Below are 18357 nucleotides of genomic sequence, written 5' to 3' on the forward strand. Positions count from 1 at the left end.
GCCACCGGCGGTAGCTGGGCGGCCTCGGGCGTCGAGCGCTGTCACACCTCCGGTCTGAAGGGGGTGTCGGGGAGGCCGGTGAGGGCGTCGGTCATGTACCGGGTCCAGATGTCGGTGGGGATGTCGCCGCCGAACACCTTCTGCAGGCCGCCGACGCCCACCAGGGACTGCAGCTGGGGGTGGGCCGGGTCCTCGCGGAAGAGGACCACAGAAGTGGACAGTTGGCGGGTGTAGCCGACGAACCAGGCCGAGTGGTAGTCGTCGGTGGTTCCGGTCTTGCCCGCGGCCGTCCTGCCGAGGGCCTGGGCCTTGGTGCCGGTGCCCTTGGCTATGACGCCCCGGAGGACGTCGGTCACGTTGTCGGCGATGGCGCTCTGCAGCGCCCGTACGGGGGCGGGGGCGGTGAAGCCGGGGAGGGCGGAGCCGTTGTGGGTCACCTTGGTCACCGAGTAGGGGGTGGCCCGCATACCGGAGGCGGCGAAGGTCCCGTAGGCGCCTGCCATGCGGATGGCGCTCGGTGTCGAGGTACCGATGTAGAAGCCGGCGCTGGGGGCGGCCAGGCTGTCGGGGCGCAGGCCGAGGGCCCGCGCCGTGCTCACCACGTTCGGGTGGCCGACGTCCTCCCCCAGTTGCACGTACGGCGTGTTGACCGACTGCTCCATCGCCTTGCGCAGGGTGATGTAGCCCCAGCGCCGGCGGGTGTCGTTGTGCTGGTGGAGGAGGCCGGTGGGATCCTTGTCGTCGGTGACGTAGGTGCCCTGCTGGTCCTTGATCTTGATGCCGTCGTCACCGTTGAACTTGCTGGCCGGGGTGATCGGCGCCGGGGGGTCGCCGGGTTTCAGTACGGCGCGGTGCTGGAGCGCGGCGGCGAGGACGATGGGCTTGAACGTCGAGCCCACCGGGACGCCGGTGGTGTCGGCGTTGTCCGAGTAGTGGCCGTGGCCGAAGCCGGAGCCGCCGTAGACGGCGAGGATCCTGCCGGTCCTGGGATCGACCGAGGACGCTCCGACCTGCACGTTCCGGTCGACCGACCGGTGGGCGGGGTCGAGGCGTTGCGCACGGACCTTGGCGACGGCCCTGGCCAGTGCCGCGGTCCGTTTCCTGTCGAAGGTGGTGTGTATCTGGTAGCCGCCCCTGCTCAGGCTGCCGTCGGTGATGCTCGGGTCATGTGCCTGGGCGTACGACCGGGCGAGCTGGACCAGGTAGCCGGTCTGACCCGGGAGTCCCGAACCGAGGGTCCACTTCCTGGGTGTCGGGAACCCTTCGGCCGCGTACCGTGCGCGCTGACCCGGCGTCAGCTTGCCGATCTTCACCATCCGGTCGAGCACCCAGGACCAGCGGGCCTTTGCCTTCGCCTTGGCCGTGGGGTCGGAGTCCGCGTGCTGGAAGAGGCTCGGCTCGTTGACCGCCGCGGCGAGGAAGGCTCCCTGGCTCGCGTTGAGCTTCTGCACCGGAACGCCGTAGTACATGCGCGCCGCGGCCTGGATGCCGTTGGCCTGCCGGCCGAAGAAGCAGCTGTTCAGATACCCCTGGAGGATCTGCTGCTTGCCCATCGCGGCACCGATCTTGGTGGAGATCAGCAGTTCCTTGAGCTTCCGCGAGACCGTCTGCGACTGGTCGAGGTAGGTGTTCTTGACGAACTGCTGGGTGATCGTCGACCCGGACTGCACGGAGCCGCCCTCGGCCATGTGGAAGACGGCGCGGAGGATGCCCTGCGGATCGATGCCCGGGTCGGTGTAGAAGGAGGCGTTCTCCGCGGCGATGAAGTCCCACCGCACGTCGGCGGGGACCTGCGAGACCGGAATGTTCTGCCGGTTGACGCTGCCGTCGGTGGCCAGGACCTTGCCGTCCGACCAGTAGTAGACGTTGTTCTGGAGCAGCGTCCTGGGGTTGGGGTCGGGGATGGTGACCGTGGCGTAGGCATAGCCCACGGCCGCTGTCGTACAGCCGAAGAAGAGCAGGAAGACCGCCAGCAGTTGGCGTACCGACGGCAGCCAGCGGCGCGGGCCCGTCCTGCCCCGGCGCGGGTAGTCGATCCACCGTCTCCCCTGTCGCTGCTCCGGCTCCGGTCTCCGCGCACGGCCTGACGTGCCCGGTCCGAAGGGCAGGTTCCGTGCGGCACGCGTGCCGATGGTGCGGACGCCCTCGACAAGCCTGTCGCCGTGGGACTGCTGCGACGGTCGGCGTCGGTGTCCGCTCATGGGCTCGGATCACTGTCCTCTCGGTACAACTCGGTGTAACTCGGTGCTACTTGGTGGGTCTGCGGTGTCGTGCGGTGCGGTGCTACCGGTAACCGTGGTGGGGCGGCGGCTGCCGGTGACCGTTGTGGGGCGGGGGCTGCGGAAGGCCGTCGTACGGTGCCAGTTGGTGGAAGGGGTCGTACGGCGCCTGCTGCGGCCGACGGTCGTACGGCGCCTGCCGCGGCACACGGTCGTACGGCGCCGAGTGTGCGGAGCCGGGAGCCGGCGGAGGCAGGACGCTGCCGGGCGCTTCCGGGCCCACCGCCGCCCGGAGGCTGCCGTACCGCTCCATGCGCTGCCATCTCAGGCGGGAGCCCGCGACGGCGGTGAAGACGGACTGGATCACCACCAGGTACATCAGCTGCCGGTAGACGAACTGCTGCAAGGGCAGGCTCCACAGCGGGCCGGGCCGCTCCCCGTCCAGGCGGAACGCGTACCGGCCCACCAGGAGTTGCAGCAGCAGGAAGGCCAGCCAGAGCCCGATGATCCGGACCGGGTCGAGGAAGAGCAGCCCGTAGAGGGCGAAGACGTCCACGACGGGTGCGAGCAGCGGCAGCAGTACCTGGAAGAGGAGGAGGTAGACCAGGCCGCGTCGGCCCAGTTTTCCGGCGGCGCCGCGCTGCACCAGAGCGCCGCGGTGCTTCCACATCGCCTGGAGCGTGCCGTAGCACCAGCGGTACCGCTGCCGCCACAGGGCGCTCAGTGACGCGGGCGCCTCCGTCCAGGCCACCGCGCCCTCCTCGTAGACCACACGCCAGCCGGCGCGACACAGCGCCATGGTGAGGTCGGTGTCCTCGGCGAGGGTGACGTCGCTGACGCCGCCGAGGGCGAACAGCGCCCGGCGGCGGAACGCGCCGACCGCCCCCGGGACGGTCGGCATGCACTCGGCGAGGTCGAACAGGCGGCGGTCGAGGTTGAAGCTGACCACGTACTCGATGTGCTGCCAACGGCCCAGCAGGCCACCGCGGTTGACGACTTTGGCGTTGCCCGAGACGGCGCCCACCCCGGGGTCGGCGAAGGGCTGCACGAGCGTGCGGACGGTGTCGGGGGCGAAGACCGTGTCGCCGTCGACCATGACCACCAGCTCGCAGGAGGCGACGGCGAGTCCCGTGTTGAGCGCGGCGGGCTTGCCCGCGTTCCGCTGCCGGATCACCCGCACCCCCGGCAGGTGGAGCGACTCCACCAGGTCGGCGGTGCCGTCGGTGGAACCGTCGTCCACCACGATGATCTCCACCGGGTGGTCCGAGGCGAGCAGTGAGCGCACGGCCGCCTCGATCCCGGCGCTCTCGTTGTACGCGGGGACGATGACGCTGACCGGTTCGGTCACCGGCGGCCCCCAGGACCGGCCGCGGCCCGCCGTCCGCAGCCGCCGGTGCCGGCGGGCCGCGATCACCAACACCGCCGCGCGCAGCACGCTGATCGCTCCGGCCACCCACAGCAGCACGCCGAGCAGCCACACGGTCCGGTCGCCGGCCCGGAGCAGCTCGATGAGGGCCAGGCCTTGCAGATGGTCGCCGAGCCCGGCGTACCGGACCGGCTCGGCCATGCCGACCGAGGCGCCGACCGTCGCGAACCGGAAGCCGTGCATCTTGAGCCGTGGGATCAGGGTGTTCAGCGCGGCGACGGTCTGTGACCGGTCACCACCGCCGTCGTGCATCAGCACGAGCTGCCCGGCGTGGCCGTGGGGGGTGGCACGGGCGACGATGCGGTCCGCACCGGGACGCTGCCAGTCCTCGGCGTCCTGTGTGGTGAGCGCCGTGACATAGCCGGCCCTGTCCGCCTGCTTGAGGACGGACCAGTCGGCGTCGTCCAGTGCGTCGTTCCGCGCGGAGTACGGCGGCCTGAGCAGTGCGGTGGTGACCCCGGCGGCGCCGGCCACCGCCAGCTGCGTCTCCCGCAGCTCCAGGGAACGCTGCCAGGGGGCGAGGCGGGCCAGGTCGGGATGGGTGAAGGTGTGGATGCCGATCTGGTGGCCCTCGGCGACGATCCGGCGGACCAGCTCCGGGTGGGCCACGACCTGGGTTCCGACGACGAAGAACGTCGCGTGCACATGGTTGCGGCGCAGCGCGTCCAGGATGCGCGGCGTCCAGACGGGGTCGGGTCCGTCGTCGAAGGTGAGCGCGAGGGTGCGGTCCGCGACCCGGGCGGTGTGCGCGGAGGTGGCGGCGTCCGCGATCACGGGGCCGCCGTGGGTCACCTGACGGGGCACCGTCCCGTGCCGTCCCCGGGCGCCGGTCACGGCGTCCGAGGTGATCCCGAACATGTGCTGGGTGTAGCCCTGGAGCAGGAGGGCCGCCGACAGGGTCACCGCGAGCACGCTCAGCAGGAGCCAGTGGGCGCGGGGGGTGATCCGGCCGGTGCGGTCGGGGCGGCGGCCGGGGGCGTCGCGGTGTCGGCGGTCGGTCACGTCGGGGCCTTGGCTCACTTCACGGGCTTGTGGGACGAGCCGAGGGCGCGCCCCTTGGAGGAGTGGGCAGGGGCGGCGGTCGGGGTGAGGCTGCCGGTGGCGGAGACGTTCTGGCCGCCGGGGTCGTCGAAGTAATCGGAATTGAGCAGGGCAAAGGTCGTTGCGGCACTGACGAGGAGGGCAGCGGTCGTCAGGAGCGCGGTGCGGGCGCCTCGGCGTGCGGTGGTCGCGTCTCTGTGTCTGGCGGGTGTCGGCTGCGGTTGGCTGGGCGCCGAGGCGGGAAGGGCGGGTGCGGCCGGGGCATCGGCCGCGAACCGGGCCGGGTCGAGGAGGGTCGCGGGCGGGGGAACTGTGGTCGGCAGGTCGGTGTGGCGGTGGATATCGTTGCTGACCTGCTGGGGCAACCAGCCGTCGAAGAAGCGGAGTTCGCCGCCAGTTGCGGGGTGGCGGCGGGCGGCCTCGATCAGCCAGGCCGTGTCCGGCCGGTCCTCGGGGTTCTTGGCCAGGCAGAGCCGGACCAACTCGTGCAGTCCGTGCGGAAGGTGGGAGAGGTCAGGCTCTTCGTGTATCGCTCGGTAGAGGGAGACGGACTCGGGCCCGTCGCCGAAGGGGGACGCGCCGGAGCCCATGTAGGCGATCGAAGAGCCCAGGGCGAAGACGTCGGTGGGCGGGGTGGCAGGTAGCCCGAGGGCCTGTTCGGGAGCCATGAATCCCGGCGAGCCGATGCGCAGGCCGGTGCCGGTGAGCGGACTGGCGTCGGCGGCGCGGGCGATGCCGAAGTCGATGACCCGGGGGCCGTCGGCGGCGACAAGGACGTTTCCGGGCTTGAGGTCGCGGTGGACGACACCCGCGGCGTGGATCACCTGAAGGGCCTCGGCGATACCGGCGACGAGCAGCAGGAGAGTCCGTTCGGGCAGCGGGCCGTGACGGTGGACGACCTGCTGGAGGGAGGGGCCGGGCACGAAGGTGGTGGCGAGCCAGGGGCTGGTGGCGTCGGTGCCCGCGTCGACCACCTGGGCGGTGTAGAGGCCGTGGATTCGCCGGGCGCTGGCGACCTCCTGGGCGAAGCGGTGCTGGAACCCGGGATCCTCGGCGAGTTCGGGCCGGACCACCTTGAGTGCCACCGGGCGCCCGCCAGCGGTATAGGCCAGGTAGACGCGGCCCATGCCGCCCGCGCCGAGCCGCGCGCAGACGCGGTAGCCGCCGATCTCGCGGGGATCGTCCGGGGACAGCGCCTCGAAGGGCGAGGGTGACGGGGCTCCGAAGGGCTCTGCGGTCATGCTGGCTCCCAGCGGGTCGAGCGGTTGGGACGCGGGGCGTTGCGGCGGGCGGGGCGGCTAGGTCAGAACTCCCCCGAGGCGGTCGTTGACCTGCTCGGCCGGGTGAGGGCGATGAGCGGGGCTGCCGTCCTCGTCGAGCGGTTGAAGGCGCTGCGAGGATGCGCTGGCTCAGCGGCGGCCTGCCGGTGGCGCGGAACTGACAGGGGGCGAAGGGACGAACCATCGGTTTGTCGCCGTCCAGGGCGGCAATGTTCTGCTGAGCACGGAGGCGCCGAGACTGAGCGCAGTTGTCGCAAGCCTGGATCCACGACAACGACGTGCCCTGCCAGAGCCTCGGCCAGATGTGGAACTCCTGCCGGGACGACGATGGTCTTCGGCGAGCTTTACGGCAATGGCGGGTCATTCGCTGGAGTTGCCGGCCAAGCTGCGATAGCCGATGAGCAGCACCAGGGAACCGGCGATCGCGGCGCCCCAGGTGTAGAGGTCGAAGAAGTCCTCCTCCACCGGGCGGTCGAGGAAGCGGGCGGAGAGCAAGCCGCCGACGAAGGCGCCGGCGACGCCGATGAGAGTGGTGCCGAGCAGGCCGCCCGGGTTACGGCCGGGCAGCAGCATCTTGGCGATGGCTCCGGCGAGCAGGCCGAGGATGATCCAGCTGATGATGCCCACGGTGTTGTTCCTCCCGTCGGGTCGGGACCCGCGCTGAGTGCGCCGGAGACCGACCCTTGGTTCGCTTGTTCACGCAAGCACTGAACAGTGCTTGGTCAGGTGGTGTGGGTGTGGAGATGTCGCGGTGGCAGGTGGGGCAGGCGTCGGTCCGGGTGGCGAGGAGTGTCTGCAACTCTCGGTCGATTTCGCAGAGCCTCGGGTCGGCGTCGCGTCTGGGAGGCCCGGGCCGGCCATTGAAGGATGTGGAAGGCGGGGACGCCGCCAAGGCCGACTCTTTCAGTCCGCGATTTCCTTGGCGGCGCGGATTCCCGACAGGTAGGCGCCGTGGACGGTTTGGTAGGAGTTGCGGTGCGTCGCCTCGCCGGCGAAGTGCACACGGTCGTCCACGCTGGCGGCGAGATGGTCGCGCATGGCCGGTGTGGAGTTGATCTTGTTGAACGAGTACGAGCCTTGCGCGTACGGGTCGGACGCCCAGCGGGTGATCTGGTAGCCGACAGGGCCAGGGATGCCACTGCCGAAGATGGTTCTCAGCGTTCCCATGGCGCTGTTGACGATCTGGGTGTCGCTCCAGCCTTCGATCGTGCGGCCGAAATCGGCGGCGTTGAAGCCGAGCAGTACCGGCTGGCCGGTGGGGCGGCTGATGTTGATCCACTGTTCCCACTGGCCGTACTTGTCCACATCCGGCACGTAGGTCATCCAGTCGGTGCCCGGCCAGAACACCTTGGGGAAGCGGAGGTAGCACTTGTTGAGCACCCCCATGCCGAGCTTGTCGATGGCGATGCGCTTGGACGCGGGCAGGCTGGAGCCGAACGTGACCGCGCCGCTCTGCAGTACGCCCAGCGGCAGCGTCACCACCACCTGGCCGGCGTGGAACGTGCCTTTATTGGTGCCGACCGTCACGCCGCTGGAGTCCCAGTCGATGTGTTCGACGACGTGCCCGGTCCGGATGGACAGCCCCCGCGCGAGCAGATCGCTGATCTGGCGGTAGCCGCCGGTGAACAGCACGTCCTTGCCCTTGATATCCGCCCCGCTGTCGAAGTGCAGGGCCGACATCTGGCCCACGCTGCCCGCGTACTCGTGCTCGTAGTCGTTCAGTCCGAACGAGATCAGGGTCTTGTCATCGTCCGACAGCGAGGACCAGTCCAGCGCATGCTCCACCACGCTGCGCACCGTCGCGTCCTTGTCCGCGCCTTCCTGGTACGAGGCCAGAGCGTCCTCCATTTTGCTCTGCCAGCCCTCGATCGCCTTCGCCCGGGCAGCGTCGACCTCGCTGCCGTCGGCGAGGTAGTCGGTGGAGCTGTCGGGGTTGGTCACGACCGTCCGTGCTTTGGCCTTCGCGGCCAGCGCGGCGATCGGATTGCCGTCGATGCCGTGGATCCATGAGGCGCCGAGGTCGAGCGGCACACCGGCCCACTTCTCGCTGGTCCAGATGCGGCCGCCGATCCGGTTGCGCGCTTCGAGGACCACTACGTCCTTCCCTTGCTCGGCCAGGTGGCGGGCTGCGGCAAGGCCGCTGATCCCGGCGCCGACGACGATCACCCGTTCACCCTCGGACGAGGCTGACGTGTTCGCATCGGTCGCGCTGACCTTGCAGGCAGACAGGGACGTGAGGGCGGCGAGGCCGGGCAGGCTCAGGCCCGCGTTCTGCAGGAATCGTCGGCGGTGCATGGTCATGACTGAGATACCGATCCGTGATCTGTCTTCGAGAGGTCTCGACGAACGCTCAGCCGCGAGCGGCGGCAGGCTCTGGGTGGAAAGGGGCGCCGGCTTCAGCGGGCTGCCCGATCCGTTCGGGCAGCTACAGGCCCCACGCTCATGTACGTGCTGGTCGGCACTGCGCGTGGCGCGAGCTTCGCGCGCCGCTCTTGCTCCGCCGCGTCACCGATGGGGCGTGGCCGAAACGGGCATCCGTGCTCAGTGCGCCGATGGCATGGAAGTGCCCGGGGCTGGGCTGGTGGTGCTCCTGCTGGGCGCCCGGACGATCCGCGTCGGTGGCGCGGGGCGCTCAGCGGAGAGATGGTGCCTCACCGTGGCGATTGCTCAACTGGTCCGGCTGCGGGACAACAGTGACACCCCCCTTCAGTACAATGTCACTGACACTTCAGAGGATACATTGAAGCATCAGTGCTTCAAAAGAGGCAATGGAGAGTGGCGCGACTATGCGTACCGCCGCGGCGGAGGTACTGGAGTCGGCAACGGCGGTCCTCGCCAAAGACCGAGGGGCTTCGATGCAGGTCATCGCGGTGCGCGCGGGCATCAGCCGGGCGACCTTGCTCCGCTTGTTTCCCACACGGCAGCTGCTGGTGCAGGCGATGGCCGAGAAGATCCTGGACGACTGCGACCGGGTTCTGGCCCGGGCCGAAGTCGACACCGCGCCCATGAAGCAGGTGCTGGCCACAGTGGTCGCCGAGTACAAGCCGTTCGCCCAGCTGTGGAACTTCGTCTACGTGGAACCTGAGGTCTTGGGCGTGCCCGAGGCCAGCGAGCGGGCCAGGGCGGTCTTCAAGCGGACCGCCTCGCTGGTGGAACGCGGCCAGAGCTCCGGGCTGCTGCGCAACGACATGCCGGCCACCTGGCTGGCCTCGACATTCTGCGGCCTGGCCGAGACCGCATGGGAGCTGACGCTCGAAGGCCACATGGGCGCCCGCCAAGCCCCGGACTTCATCAACGCGATCCTCCTGCACGGCGCGACCGCCTGAATGGTGCCGCGGGCGGCGTGAGGGAGAAGGGTGTGCGGCGGCGAGGCGGATCTTGACTGAACGTGGTGTCTCGGCCAGGACCCAGGCGTTTGTCGAGCCCGTACAGCGAAGCGCCTGCCCGGGCGGAACATGGCGAGGCGGACGCTTCGCGTGACGGGAGCAGCTCAGGGCCTTCGGAAGCCCTGTGCCGACCGCCATGGTTCAGGGGCCCAAGGCAGTGCGCTGAAGCGGGGTAGGTTCACGGCTTCTGCCCGGCGGGCGGCGTCGTCCGGGCCGGTCTCCTGTGCGGTTGCCGTGTGGTCCGCAGCGACACCGGTGGGAGTCCACTGCTGACCGTCCCCCTCGACCGAGTCGGCCGAGCGGTAAAGAGGCTGATCGGTGGCCTGGGCCGGGTCGACGAGAAGTCGGCCCGGCCTTTGCCGTACCCATTTCTCGTCCGTCCTTGATCGAAGGCGGTCTTGGGCTGGCGTGTCTTTCCCTGTATGTACGGACACGAGAGCCGAACTGGCCAGTGGCAAGTTCATTCGGAGGGGGACTCATGGCGATCAAGATCCTGCCTGTGGCGGAGACACAAGCCGAGTTAATCGATGCGGCCGTGGCCTTGGGCGACCGCTACACCAAGACGCTCGGGTTGCTCACGCCACCCGCGTACCGCAAGCACGCGAGCGACGGCGGGCTGCTCGTCGCAGTCGACGAGGGCGAGGTGGTCGGGTACGCGCTCTTCGGGCTCCCGAAGCGGAGTCCGCATGTCCGGCTCGCGCACCTGTGCATCGCGAAGGAACACCGGGGGAAGGGCGCGGCACGGCTGCTGGTGGAGGAGATCCGGCGCAGGCACTCGGATCGACTGGGGATCAAGGCGAAGTGCCGTCGTGACTACGGGCTCAGCGATATGTGGACGAGCCTGGGCTTCGTTCCGCAAGGGGAGGTGCGTGGGCGCGGACAGGACGGGGAGACCCTGGACGGGTGGTGGCTCGACCACGGTCATCCGGACCTCTTCGCCGACGTGGAAAGCGAAGCGCTCTTGGTCGTGACCGTGGACCACGGCGTGTTCGCCGATCTGCGGGGGCGGTCACCGGTGAGCGAAGCGGCACAGTCGCAGGCCCTTGACGCCGGCTGGTTGGCTGACCTCATCGAAATCGCCTTCACGCCGCAACTTCTGCACGACCTGCGGGCCATCGCCGACACGGCGGAGCGCAAGCATCAGCGGGCTGCCTCCCACGGGTTGCGTCGGGTCACCCCGGACGCAGAGGCGGCGGCATCACGATGTCACGAGTTGCTGGAGGCGGCTCGGACGTCCGAGGTTCACGACCTGCCAGCTGACTCCGAGCTGCTGCCACGCCTGCAGTACGTGGCCGAGACCTCGTGCGCCGGCCTGCAGGTTCTTGTCACCCGGGATCCACTGCTGCTGCAACTGGCTGATGTCGCCTGGAGCGTCGCCAGGGTCAAGGTGGTGGCACCGTCGTCGGTGACGCTTCATGTGGACGAGTTGCGACAGGCCCAGATGTACCGGCCGGCCGACCTCATGGGCACGGAGTTCCGCGCCAGTAAGGTGTCGCCCGGGGCAGAGGCCGAACTCGTCGCGTTCTTCGACCAGTCAGGAGACGACACAGGTTCGGCGTTCGCCAAGCGGCTGCAAGCCTTGGCTGCGGACACGGTCGTGTGGAACCGCGAACTGCTTCGGGACGGTCATGGCCGTCCGGTCGCGCTCTACGCATGGGCGATGGACGGGCGCACATTGAATGTGCCGGTGCTGCGGACCGCGGCGCACCCCCTGGAAGAGACGCTCGCGCGGCAGATGCTGTTCTCACTGAAACGTCTCGGGCGGGAGTGCGGGGCCCAAGCCGTGCGAGTCACTGATGCTTTCCTGTCACCCGCCACCAGGGCAGCCGCGGGTGATGATGGGTTCTTCGAGCACGATGGCGGACCGGCGTCCCTGCTGGTCGACGTCTGCGGGAGCGCCCAAGAGGTGGCAGCCGTGGCCGGCGAGGCGGCCCGTGAGCTGGGGCGTGAGGAGACGGCGCTTGAAGCCGGGTTGCCGGCCGAGGTGGCCGGCTTCGTTGAGCGGGCCTGGTGGCCGGCAAAGGTCATGGACTCCCTGATGCCGTCCTTCCTGGTGCCGATCGAACCCCGCTGGTCCACCGAGCTGTTCAACACCCCTGCGACGCTGCTGCCACGCCCCGATGAACTGGGGATCAGCAGGGAACACGTCTACTACCGTTCCTCCGGGCGCCGTGGTGAGAGCGTCCCGGCACGCCTGCTCTGGTACGTGAGCAAGGGCTCCTCCTACGAAGAGGGCCAAATGGTCATCGGCTGCTCTCAGTTGGATGAGGTGGTGATCGACGCGCCGGATGCCCTGCACTCGAAATTCGAACACCTGGGCGTATATGGTCGGGAGCAGGTACGCGCAATCGCTCGCCGCGATGCTTCAGGCCGTGCGATGGCCTTGAGGTTTTCGGATACCGAGATCTTTCCGAGGGCAGTGTCGCTCCGGCGATTGAACTCACTGGCCGAAAGCCTGGGACTACAGTTTTCGCTGCAGTCGCTGTCGAAGATCAGCAACCGGCTGTTCCAGGCGGTCTACGAAGAGGGACACCGAAGGACGTGAACGATCTGGACCGCCCGATGCTGCTGTCCGTACACCCCCGCTTCGCCACCGCGATCCTGGCGGGCAGCAAGACGGTCGAGGTGCGCCGACAGCGTGTCGCCGCGCCCCCCGGTACCACCGTCGTCCTCTACGCCACTGCCCCCACGATGGCCTTGGTGGGGTTGGCGCGCATCGCGGCGGTCAAGGTCGGCTCCCCGCAGGATGTGTGGCGCGCTCACCGTTCCCAAACAGGCATCAGTCGACGGGAATTCGACGAGTACATGAGCGGTGCCACCCAGGCCAGCGGACTGACTCTCGAAGAGCCGCAGCCCTTCGAGGAGCCGGTGCCGCTCAGCGCTCTGCGCGCCGCTGGGACCTTCCATCCGCCCCAGAGCTACCGGTACCTCAAGGACGAGACGCTGAGGCAGGTAGCCGAAGCCTCACCGTCCGCGGGTACGGTCCTCCGCGAAATTCTGGGAGACCCCGTACCGGCGTAGACGGGAGCTGAGCCGGGCTGACGATTCGTCGGCCCGGCGCACGCCGCCGGCCTTCTCCGAGAGCGCACCTGGACTTTCACAGTTCCTCACGCATGCAGGGGGCGCTCGACGTTCGATGGCACGCGCTCAACTGCAGGCGGTGCAGCACTGCCTCAGCGCGGCAATGCCGGAGCCATTCGCGGGTGCATCGTTGCAGGCCACCCAGCGGTGCGTGACGCAGGTCATGCAGATCGCGTTTCGCGATTCGGGAGACGGCCGATCAAGTCGCCGTGGAAGAAGTTGCGGGTGCCAATTCGGCGCGGCAATCGGTGCGTTATGGCACGCGAATGGCACGCGGTCGCGAAATGGTCTAGACAACGAACAAGCCCCAGGCCGCTGACCTGGGGCTTCCGTATGGAGCGGGTGACGGGAATCGAACCCGCGCTCTGAGCTTGGGAATCACCGGGCACGACACCCTAGCGTACTGCCTGACCTGCGGAAACGCTACCTGTGGGCCGATGTGGGGGGTGCTTCTCGGGACCGCTTATGACCGGTGTTGACCGCGCTGGAGGGCACGGTCAGGGCACGAGCGCGGAGGAACCGATCTCGTGAGCCTTCCCGGGCGTGAGGAGGCTTGCTCTCCCACGCCTGCATGATCGCGGTGGCCCCTCGAGGGCCTCTTTGGGGAACGCCCCTCAAACGCCGGCTGCCGCACGCTCCTCGGCGCGGGCGGCGTAAGCCTCGTCCGCCTCTACGACACAACGCAGGAAGGAGCCGAAGGTGGCGTCGCCCATCTGGAAGCGGACGGCCTCCAGGATGATGGCCGCCCAGTCCAGGTAGGCCGTCTCCAGTTCGTCTCCGAACGCTTCGCGGAGGGCGGTGTCTCGATACAAGGGGTAGCTCGACGCTGTCTGGGGGCTGGCGTACCGCTCGTAGGCGGTCAGCGCGCAGCGCGCGATCCGGGCGAAGACCCGGTGACCAGTCAGCTGGCTGACGGTGCCCAGTAGGGCTCGCGCTGCTTCGGCGTCCTGGGGGATGGTGACCCAGTCTTCATCGCTGGCTGCGGGGTCCCCATAGAGGCGAGACAGCCGGCGGTCGAGTTCGTGCCGGTAGAGGAAGTCATGGAGGTCCATAGACGCATGGCCACCGGCTGGTGGGTCGGTTGACGGGGAGAAACCTTTGCCACGGTTCTTGGTTCACCGGATTGGTAGGTGAGCAGTGGTCGACGTCTACGTGCTGTCCGCCAACCTCCGGTGCCTCAGCCTTGCCAAGGACAAGCTGCGGCGATCACCGTTAAGGCCCGTTCCGTTTCGGGGCATGAAGGCTGTTCCGAAACGGAGCAAGCCGGCCGTTCCGTTTCGGAACAAGGAGGCCATTCCGAAACGGAACAAGCCGGCCGTACCAATGCCCTTCCTCCAAGGAACGGACAGCGTGTTCTCCCAGGGAATAAGCAACGTGTTCCCTCGGGGAACAGCTCGGAGTCACCCGGTCCGTGATGGGGTGGCCGGTTCCTCGCGACGGTTGGCCCGGGGAATGGCTCGTGCGGTGTCCTTTACCCGGCCCAGTCAGCCAGCCGTCCTGTGCAGCTCGGTCTCGATGCCCTTGTGGCCCCGCTCACGAGCCGTCTGCAGTGCGGAGCGGCCCAGCGCATCCGTGAGGTGGGGGTCGGCGCCGTGGCAGACGAGAGCCTGAACGATCCTCGTCGACCCCTGTTCGGCCGCGAGCATGAGTGGGGTGCGCCCGTGGTGGCCCGCATCGGGGTCGGCGTTCGCCGCGAGCAGGAGCCGGACGATGTCGACGTGGGCGCCCTCTATGGCCCACATCAAGGGGGTCGAGCCCGTGGCGTTGTCTTCTCTCAGGTTGGGGTCGGCACCGTGGGCAAGCAGCTCGCGCACCGCACCGGCGTCGCCGCGGCAGGCCGCCGCGCACAGGGGCAGGCCCTCGCTGCCCGGCTCACCCCTGCTCTCCTCGTCGGGTGCGGCCCCTGCCTCAAGCAGCAGCCGTACCAGGTCCGCCCGCCCCGACACCGCGGCCAGGTACAGCGGCGTCGTCCCGTCGGCTGCCGGCGTCGACGGCGAAGCCCCCTGCTGCAAGAGCGCCGCCACTCGCCGATGCCGTCTCAGGTGCAGCGCCTTGATGAGCCGCTCGGTCATGGGGCTGGTCATACGACTCCCTTTCTGTGCGGAAGACTTGGTGCCCGGTGCCGGTGCACCGGCGAGGTTCCGCGGATCCGGTGAGCACGGCACCGCAGGCCAGAACCGCGAGTGAGGACGACCGTCTCCTTGCGGCGGGCCCCGTCCAGGACGCCCAGCGGCGTGCCCGCGAAGTGACGCACGGCCCGGCGAGCACCGCCGGGACCTTCCTCATCACACCGGGAATCTCCATGCCCACGACCCTCCCGGGGCACGGCGGTCCGCCGCCTCGGCCTTCCGGCCGGTTGCGGCACCGGACGTCGGCCGTTCGGCCGAGCTGCCTGCCGGCCGCTCTTCCGTAGCCTTGATATGTGGAACCTGACACTCCCCTGCCCCGCGTGGCCCGCGGACTCGCCGCCGGGTCGGTCATCGCGGTCCTCACCCTGCTATGGCTGGTCGACTATGTGGCCACGGCAAACCCGCACGGCGGGCTGGACGGCTGGATCCCCACGCTGGTCTCCGGTCCGCTGGCCATCGTGCTCCTGCTGGCTCCCGGCCGGCGGCCGGAGCTGCGGTGGCGTGCTGGGACGGCAGCCGCCGGCTCCCTGGCCCTGACCGCCTGGTTCGCGCTGCACACGCCGCTCGCCAACGCCACGTGGGGGCTGCTGGAGAGTGCCGCCCTGCTGATCCTGCTGGCCCGCACCGCCCGCCGGGTGGAGCGCCCCTCCGCCGCCCTGGCCCTGTCGGCAGCGCTCGGCGCGGCCGTGATCGTCTCTCCGGCGCGGTGTGTGTGGACCTGGGACCCCAACATCGCCCTGGTGCTGACGTTCGCCGTCGGCGGGGCGGCCGGTCTCGGGTGCTACCTGCGGACGCTGGACGCCCGCCGGGCGCGCGCGATGACTGCGGTACGGCACAACGAACGCCTCGAACTCGCCCGCAACCTGCACGACTTCGTCGCTCACCATGTCACCGGGATCATCGTGCAGGCCAATGCGGCACGCGCCATCCACCGCACCTCGCCCGACATGATCGAACCGATCCTGGACACCATCGCCCACGCCGGATCCGAGACCCTGGACTCCATGAGACGCCTGGTGCGGGTGCTGCGGGAAGAGGACCATCACGGCGCCCGCCCCGGCGAGATCCTCACCGAACTCGCCCGGCTCGTCTCCGCGTTCTCCGGCGACGGCACGCAGGCCCGCCTGGAAATCGCCGCCGCCGCCCGGGCCGCCCGGCTCGCACCGGAGGTGGAGACCTCCGTCCACCGCGTGGTCCAGGAGGCTCTGACCAACGTCCGCCGCCATGCCCCGGGAGCCGCCGTGACCGTACGCGTCGACATCGACGCCCAGGGCCGCCTGCGTGTGGAGGTTCACAACTCCCCGCCGGGCGTTCGCTCCGCCGCCCCGGTCGGGGGCAGCAGCGGCTTCGGCCTGGTCGGCCTGCGCGAACGTGTCGAGGCGGTGGAGGGCACCCTGGACGCCGGGCCGGACGGGGACGGCGGCTGGCACGTCACCGTCACCCTGCCGGTGCTCGCCCCTGTGGCAGGATCGCCCGTGTGACCAGCTCTCCGATCCGCGTGCTGATCGCCGACGACCAGGACATGGTCCGCACCGGCTTCCGGCTCATCCTCGACGCCCAACCGGACATCGAGGTGATCGCCGAGGCCGTCGACGGGGCGGCGTGTGTGGAGGCCGCCCGGCGGCTGCGGCCCGACGTCTGCCTGGTGGACATCCGGATGCCGAAGCTGGACGGCCTGGACGTGACCCGGGCCCTCACCGGTCCCGAGGCCGCCGATCCGCTGCGCGTGGTCGTGGTGACCACCTTCGACCAGGACGACTACCTCCACACCGCCCTCCGCAACGGAGCCTGCGGCTTCCTGCTCAAGGACGCCGGCCCCGGCCTGTTGGTGGAGGCGGTCCGGGCCGCGGCCCGTGGCGATGCGCTGGTTTCCCCGTCGGTGACGCTTCGTCTTCTGGAACGGCTGGGGCAACACCCGGAGCCCCCGTCCGGCACGGAAGCCGGTGGGCATCGGGCAGGACCGCTCACCGGCCGGGAACTGGACGTCGCCAGGCTGGTCGCCCGGGGGCGCACCAACCAGGAGATCTGCCAGGAGCTGTACGTCTCGCTGGGGACGGTCAAGACGCACCTCGGCAGCATCCAGACCAAGCTGGGCGCCCGCAATCGCGTGGAGATCGCCGCCTGGGCCTGGGAAACGGGAGCGGTCCGCTCCCGCTGAGCGCCTGCGCCTGACACCGGACCGCCGTTCCCTCGGCCGTTCGGCCGCGGGACACCGGCCGAATCCGGCCGAAGGACAGAGGTCCCGCCTGCCCGTGCCGGGCGACCGTGGGTCGCATGCAGCAGATCACCTACGCCCCTCAGCCCACACCGTCGCCCGCCCCGCCCCGCATCCGTGTGCTCGACGCGCTCCGCGGATTCGCCTTCTGCGGGATCCTCCTCGTCAACATCCCGCAGATCACCGAGATGGCCTTCGGGCCGCGCCCCGGAGAACTCCACCCCGTCCGGCACTTCCTGGACCTGGCCGTCCAGGAACGCTTCTTCCCCCTCTTCTCCTTCCTCTTCGGGATCAGCTTCGCCCTCTTCCTCGACGGTGCCGCCCGCCGCTCGGACCGGCCGCGGCTGCTCCTCGTACGGCGCCTGGTCGCGCTCGGCCTCCTCGGGGCGGCCCACCAGCTGCTGCACCTGGGCGAGGCGCTCAGGCCGTACGCGGTCTTCGGGCTGGTCGCCCTGCTGCCCGCCACCTGGCTGCCGACCCCGCTCGTCCTCGTGGCCGGGACCGGCCTCACCCTGGCATCCGTGACGCTCGCCGCCGGTGGCCTCGCCACCATTCCGGGCCTCTTCCTGCTCGGTCTCGGGGTGGCCCGCATGGGCATCCCCGGCGCCCTCGACCACCGCACCGGCCGGCTCGCCGCCGCGCTCGCGGTGATCGCGCCCGCCGCCGCAGCGGCGGTCTGGTGGCAGTACGCCACCGACCCCACCGACGCCACCCGGATCGCCGCCGGGGCCGGGCTCCTGGCCGCCCTCGCCTACGCCATCACCCTGCTCCTCCTGCTGCGCACCCCGCTGGGCACGGCGCTGTCGGCCGTCCTCGAACCGCTCGGCCGCATGGCGCTCACCAACTACCTGACAGCCACCGTTCACCACGTGTGTCAGCAGAGACGACGAAAGCCTTGACCCCGCCGCTCGCAGGCGCCGAGTGTCGCAACTCGATGCTGAGTTCGAGCGTGACATCACTGACTTTGAAGCGGAGAGATGACCCCTCGCCATCGCGTTGTGCTGCTGCGAGGCCCTCCCGAACGGCCCTTAACGCCTCGGCCAGTTCCGTTCCGCTCGACTCCATACGTTCCCCCTCGTAGACCTGAACTCCAGTGGGCCAGTCAGCAACTGATGGGCGCTACCTAAAGCCCGGAAACCGCCCTCTTTGCAGACGTGAGTTCACACCCACTTGACGCGTTAGTGGTGCAGGTCACAGGAATCCCGTCTCGGGATTCGAGACGCTGCTCGACGCGTGGCTTCAGCGGTGTCGTGCGGCCCCTCTCCGTGCGGCCCGTAGAGGGGAGTTGGGGCACGCGGAGGGCACGCCCACCCAAGAGAGGTCTAGACAACAAACAAGCCCCAGGTCGCTGACCTGGGGCTTTCATATGGAGCGGGTGACGGGAATCGAACCCGCGCTCTGAGCTTGGGAAGCTCATGTTCTACCATTAAACTACACCCGCGTGATTCCGCCTCTGTCGAGAGTGGAACATCGCCGCACACTCTACCCCATCGCCACCTCGTGGTGCATTTGGCGTGCCCGTGAGGCTGTGTGGCGGCGTGCCGGCCGGCGGGGGGCGGGGGCGCTCTGCGGGTGGGGCG

The 18357-nt window shown here is 69.6% G+C and carries 13 protein-coding genes and 1 tRNA gene; 6 read left to right on the forward strand and 8 right to left on the reverse strand.

Going from position 1 to position 18357, the window contains the following annotated elements:
* Positions 1-41: 41 nt before the first annotated feature.
* The 5 genes from EST92_RS24495 to EST92_RS24515 form a co-directional block, all read right to left on the reverse strand.
* Positions 42-2201: a transglycosylase domain-containing protein gene (locus EST92_RS24495; protein WP_129282963.1), complete on the reverse strand. Its 2160-nt coding sequence runs from the start codon at positions 2199-2201 to the stop codon at positions 42-44.
* Positions 2202-2283: 82 nt separating this feature from the next.
* Positions 2284-4647, reverse strand: a complete 2364-nt coding sequence (locus EST92_RS24500) for a bifunctional polysaccharide deacetylase/glycosyltransferase family 2 protein (RefSeq protein ID WP_254068987.1) — start codon at positions 4645-4647, stop codon at positions 2284-2286.
* Positions 4648-4661: 14 nt separating this feature from the next.
* Positions 4662-5927 carry a serine/threonine-protein kinase gene (locus EST92_RS32620; protein ID WP_129282965.1) on the reverse strand — a complete coding sequence of 422 codons (1266 nt, stop codon included), beginning with the start codon at positions 5925-5927 and terminating at the stop codon, positions 4662-4664.
* 399 nt (positions 5928-6326) lie between these two features.
* Positions 6327-6593: a GlsB/YeaQ/YmgE family stress response membrane protein gene (locus EST92_RS24510; protein WP_129282966.1), complete on the reverse strand. Its 267-nt coding sequence runs from the start codon at positions 6591-6593 to the stop codon at positions 6327-6329.
* Positions 6594-6869: 276 nt separating this feature from the next.
* Positions 6870-8267 carry an NAD(P)/FAD-dependent oxidoreductase gene (locus EST92_RS24515; RefSeq protein ID WP_129282967.1) on the reverse strand — a complete coding sequence of 466 codons (1398 nt, stop codon included), beginning with the start codon at positions 8265-8267 and terminating at the stop codon, positions 6870-6872.
* 485 nt (positions 8268-8752) lie between these two features.
* On the opposite strand from EST92_RS24515, the gene EST92_RS24520 reads away from it, so the two are divergent.
* The 3 genes from EST92_RS24520 to EST92_RS24530 all read left to right on the forward strand — a co-directional run bounded on the left by EST92_RS24520 (position 8753) and on the right by EST92_RS24530 (position 12373).
* Positions 8753-9292, forward strand: coding sequence for a TetR/AcrR family transcriptional regulator (locus EST92_RS24520; protein WP_161981764.1), 540 nt, complete (start codon positions 8753-8755; stop codon positions 9290-9292).
* 538 nt (positions 9293-9830) lie between these two features.
* Positions 9831-11897: a GNAT family N-acetyltransferase gene (locus EST92_RS24525; protein ID WP_129282969.1), complete on the forward strand. Its 2067-nt coding sequence runs from the start codon at positions 9831-9833 to the stop codon at positions 11895-11897.
* Positions 11894-12373 carry an ASCH domain-containing protein gene (locus tag EST92_RS24530; protein WP_254068988.1) on the forward strand — a complete coding sequence of 160 codons (480 nt, stop codon included), beginning with the start codon at positions 11894-11896 and terminating at the stop codon, positions 12371-12373. Before EST92_RS24525 ends, EST92_RS24530 begins: the two co-directional genes overlap by 4 nt.
* 674 nt (positions 12374-13047) lie before the next feature.
* On the opposite strand, the gene EST92_RS24535 is transcribed toward EST92_RS24530, so the two are convergent.
* Complete coding sequence (locus tag EST92_RS24535; protein ID WP_129282970.1) at positions 13048-13485, reverse strand: hypothetical protein; 438 nt, start codon at positions 13483-13485, stop codon at positions 13048-13050.
* Positions 13486-13917: 432 nt separating this feature from the next.
* Positions 13918-14505, reverse strand: coding sequence for an ankyrin repeat domain-containing protein (locus tag EST92_RS24540; RefSeq protein WP_275540897.1), 588 nt, complete (start codon positions 14503-14505; stop codon positions 13918-13920).
* Positions 14506-14855: 350 nt separating this feature from the next.
* Here EST92_RS24540 and EST92_RS24545 point away from each other — a divergent pair, with 350 nt between their 5' ends.
* The 3 genes from EST92_RS24545 (at position 14856) to EST92_RS24555 (ending at position 17676) form a co-directional block, all read left to right on the forward strand.
* Complete coding sequence (locus tag EST92_RS24545) at positions 14856-16043, forward strand: histidine kinase (RefSeq protein WP_129282972.1); 1188 nt, start codon at positions 14856-14858, stop codon at positions 16041-16043.
* 41 nt (positions 16044-16084) lie between these two features.
* Positions 16085-16720 carry a response regulator transcription factor gene (locus EST92_RS24550; protein WP_254068990.1) on the forward strand — a complete coding sequence of 212 codons (636 nt, stop codon included), beginning with the start codon at positions 16085-16087 and terminating at the stop codon, positions 16718-16720.
* A gap of 116 nt (positions 16721-16836) precedes the next feature.
* Positions 16837-17676 carry a DUF418 domain-containing protein gene (locus tag EST92_RS24555; protein ID WP_129282973.1) on the forward strand — a complete coding sequence of 280 codons (840 nt, stop codon included), beginning with the start codon at positions 16837-16839 and terminating at the stop codon, positions 17674-17676.
* A 468-nt stretch (positions 17677-18144) separates the two neighbouring features.
* Here the strand turns inward: EST92_RS24555 and EST92_RS24560 are convergent.
* Positions 18145-18218, reverse strand: a tRNA-Gly gene (locus tag EST92_RS24560).
* Between the last annotated feature and the right edge of the window lie 139 nt (positions 18219-18357).

It is taken from the genome of Streptomyces sp. TM32 (assembly GCF_004122755.1).
In the GTDB taxonomy this organism is placed as follows: Bacteria; Actinomycetota; Actinomycetes; order Streptomycetales; family Streptomycetaceae; genus Streptomyces; species Streptomyces sioyaensis.

What these genes read in the sequence shown, in the direction of transcription:
- EST92_RS24495 (WP_129282963.1), bottom strand. Translation starts at nt 2,201, where the DNA reads ATGAGCGGACACCGACGCCGACCGTCGCAGCAGTCCCACGGCGACAGG.
- EST92_RS32620 (WP_129282965.1), bottom strand. Translation starts at nt 5,927, where the DNA reads ATGACCGCAGAGCCCTTCGGAGCCCCGTCACCCTCGCCCTTCGAGGCG.
- EST92_RS24515 (WP_129282967.1), bottom strand. Translation starts at nt 8,267, where the DNA reads ATGACCATGCACCGCCGACGATTCCTGCAGAACGCGGGCCTGAGCCTG.
- EST92_RS24520 (WP_161981764.1), top strand. Translation starts at nt 8,753, where the DNA reads ATGCGTACCGCCGCGGCGGAGGTACTGGAGTCGGCAACGGCGGTCCTC.
- EST92_RS24525 (WP_129282969.1), top strand. Translation starts at nt 9,831, where the DNA reads ATGGCGATCAAGATCCTGCCTGTGGCGGAGACACAAGCCGAGTTAATC.
- EST92_RS24535 (WP_129282970.1), bottom strand. Translation starts at nt 13,485, where the DNA reads ATGGACCTCCATGACTTCCTCTACCGGCACGAACTCGACCGCCGGCTG.
- EST92_RS24540 (WP_275540897.1), bottom strand. Translation starts at nt 14,505, where the DNA reads ATGACCGAGCGGCTCATCAAGGCGCTGCACCTGAGACGGCATCGGCGA.
- EST92_RS24550 (WP_254068990.1), top strand. Translation starts at nt 16,085, where the DNA reads ATGGTCCGCACCGGCTTCCGGCTCATCCTCGACGCCCAACCGGACATC.
- EST92_RS24555 (WP_129282973.1), top strand. Translation starts at nt 16,837, where the DNA reads ATGCAGCAGATCACCTACGCCCCTCAGCCCACACCGTCGCCCGCCCCG.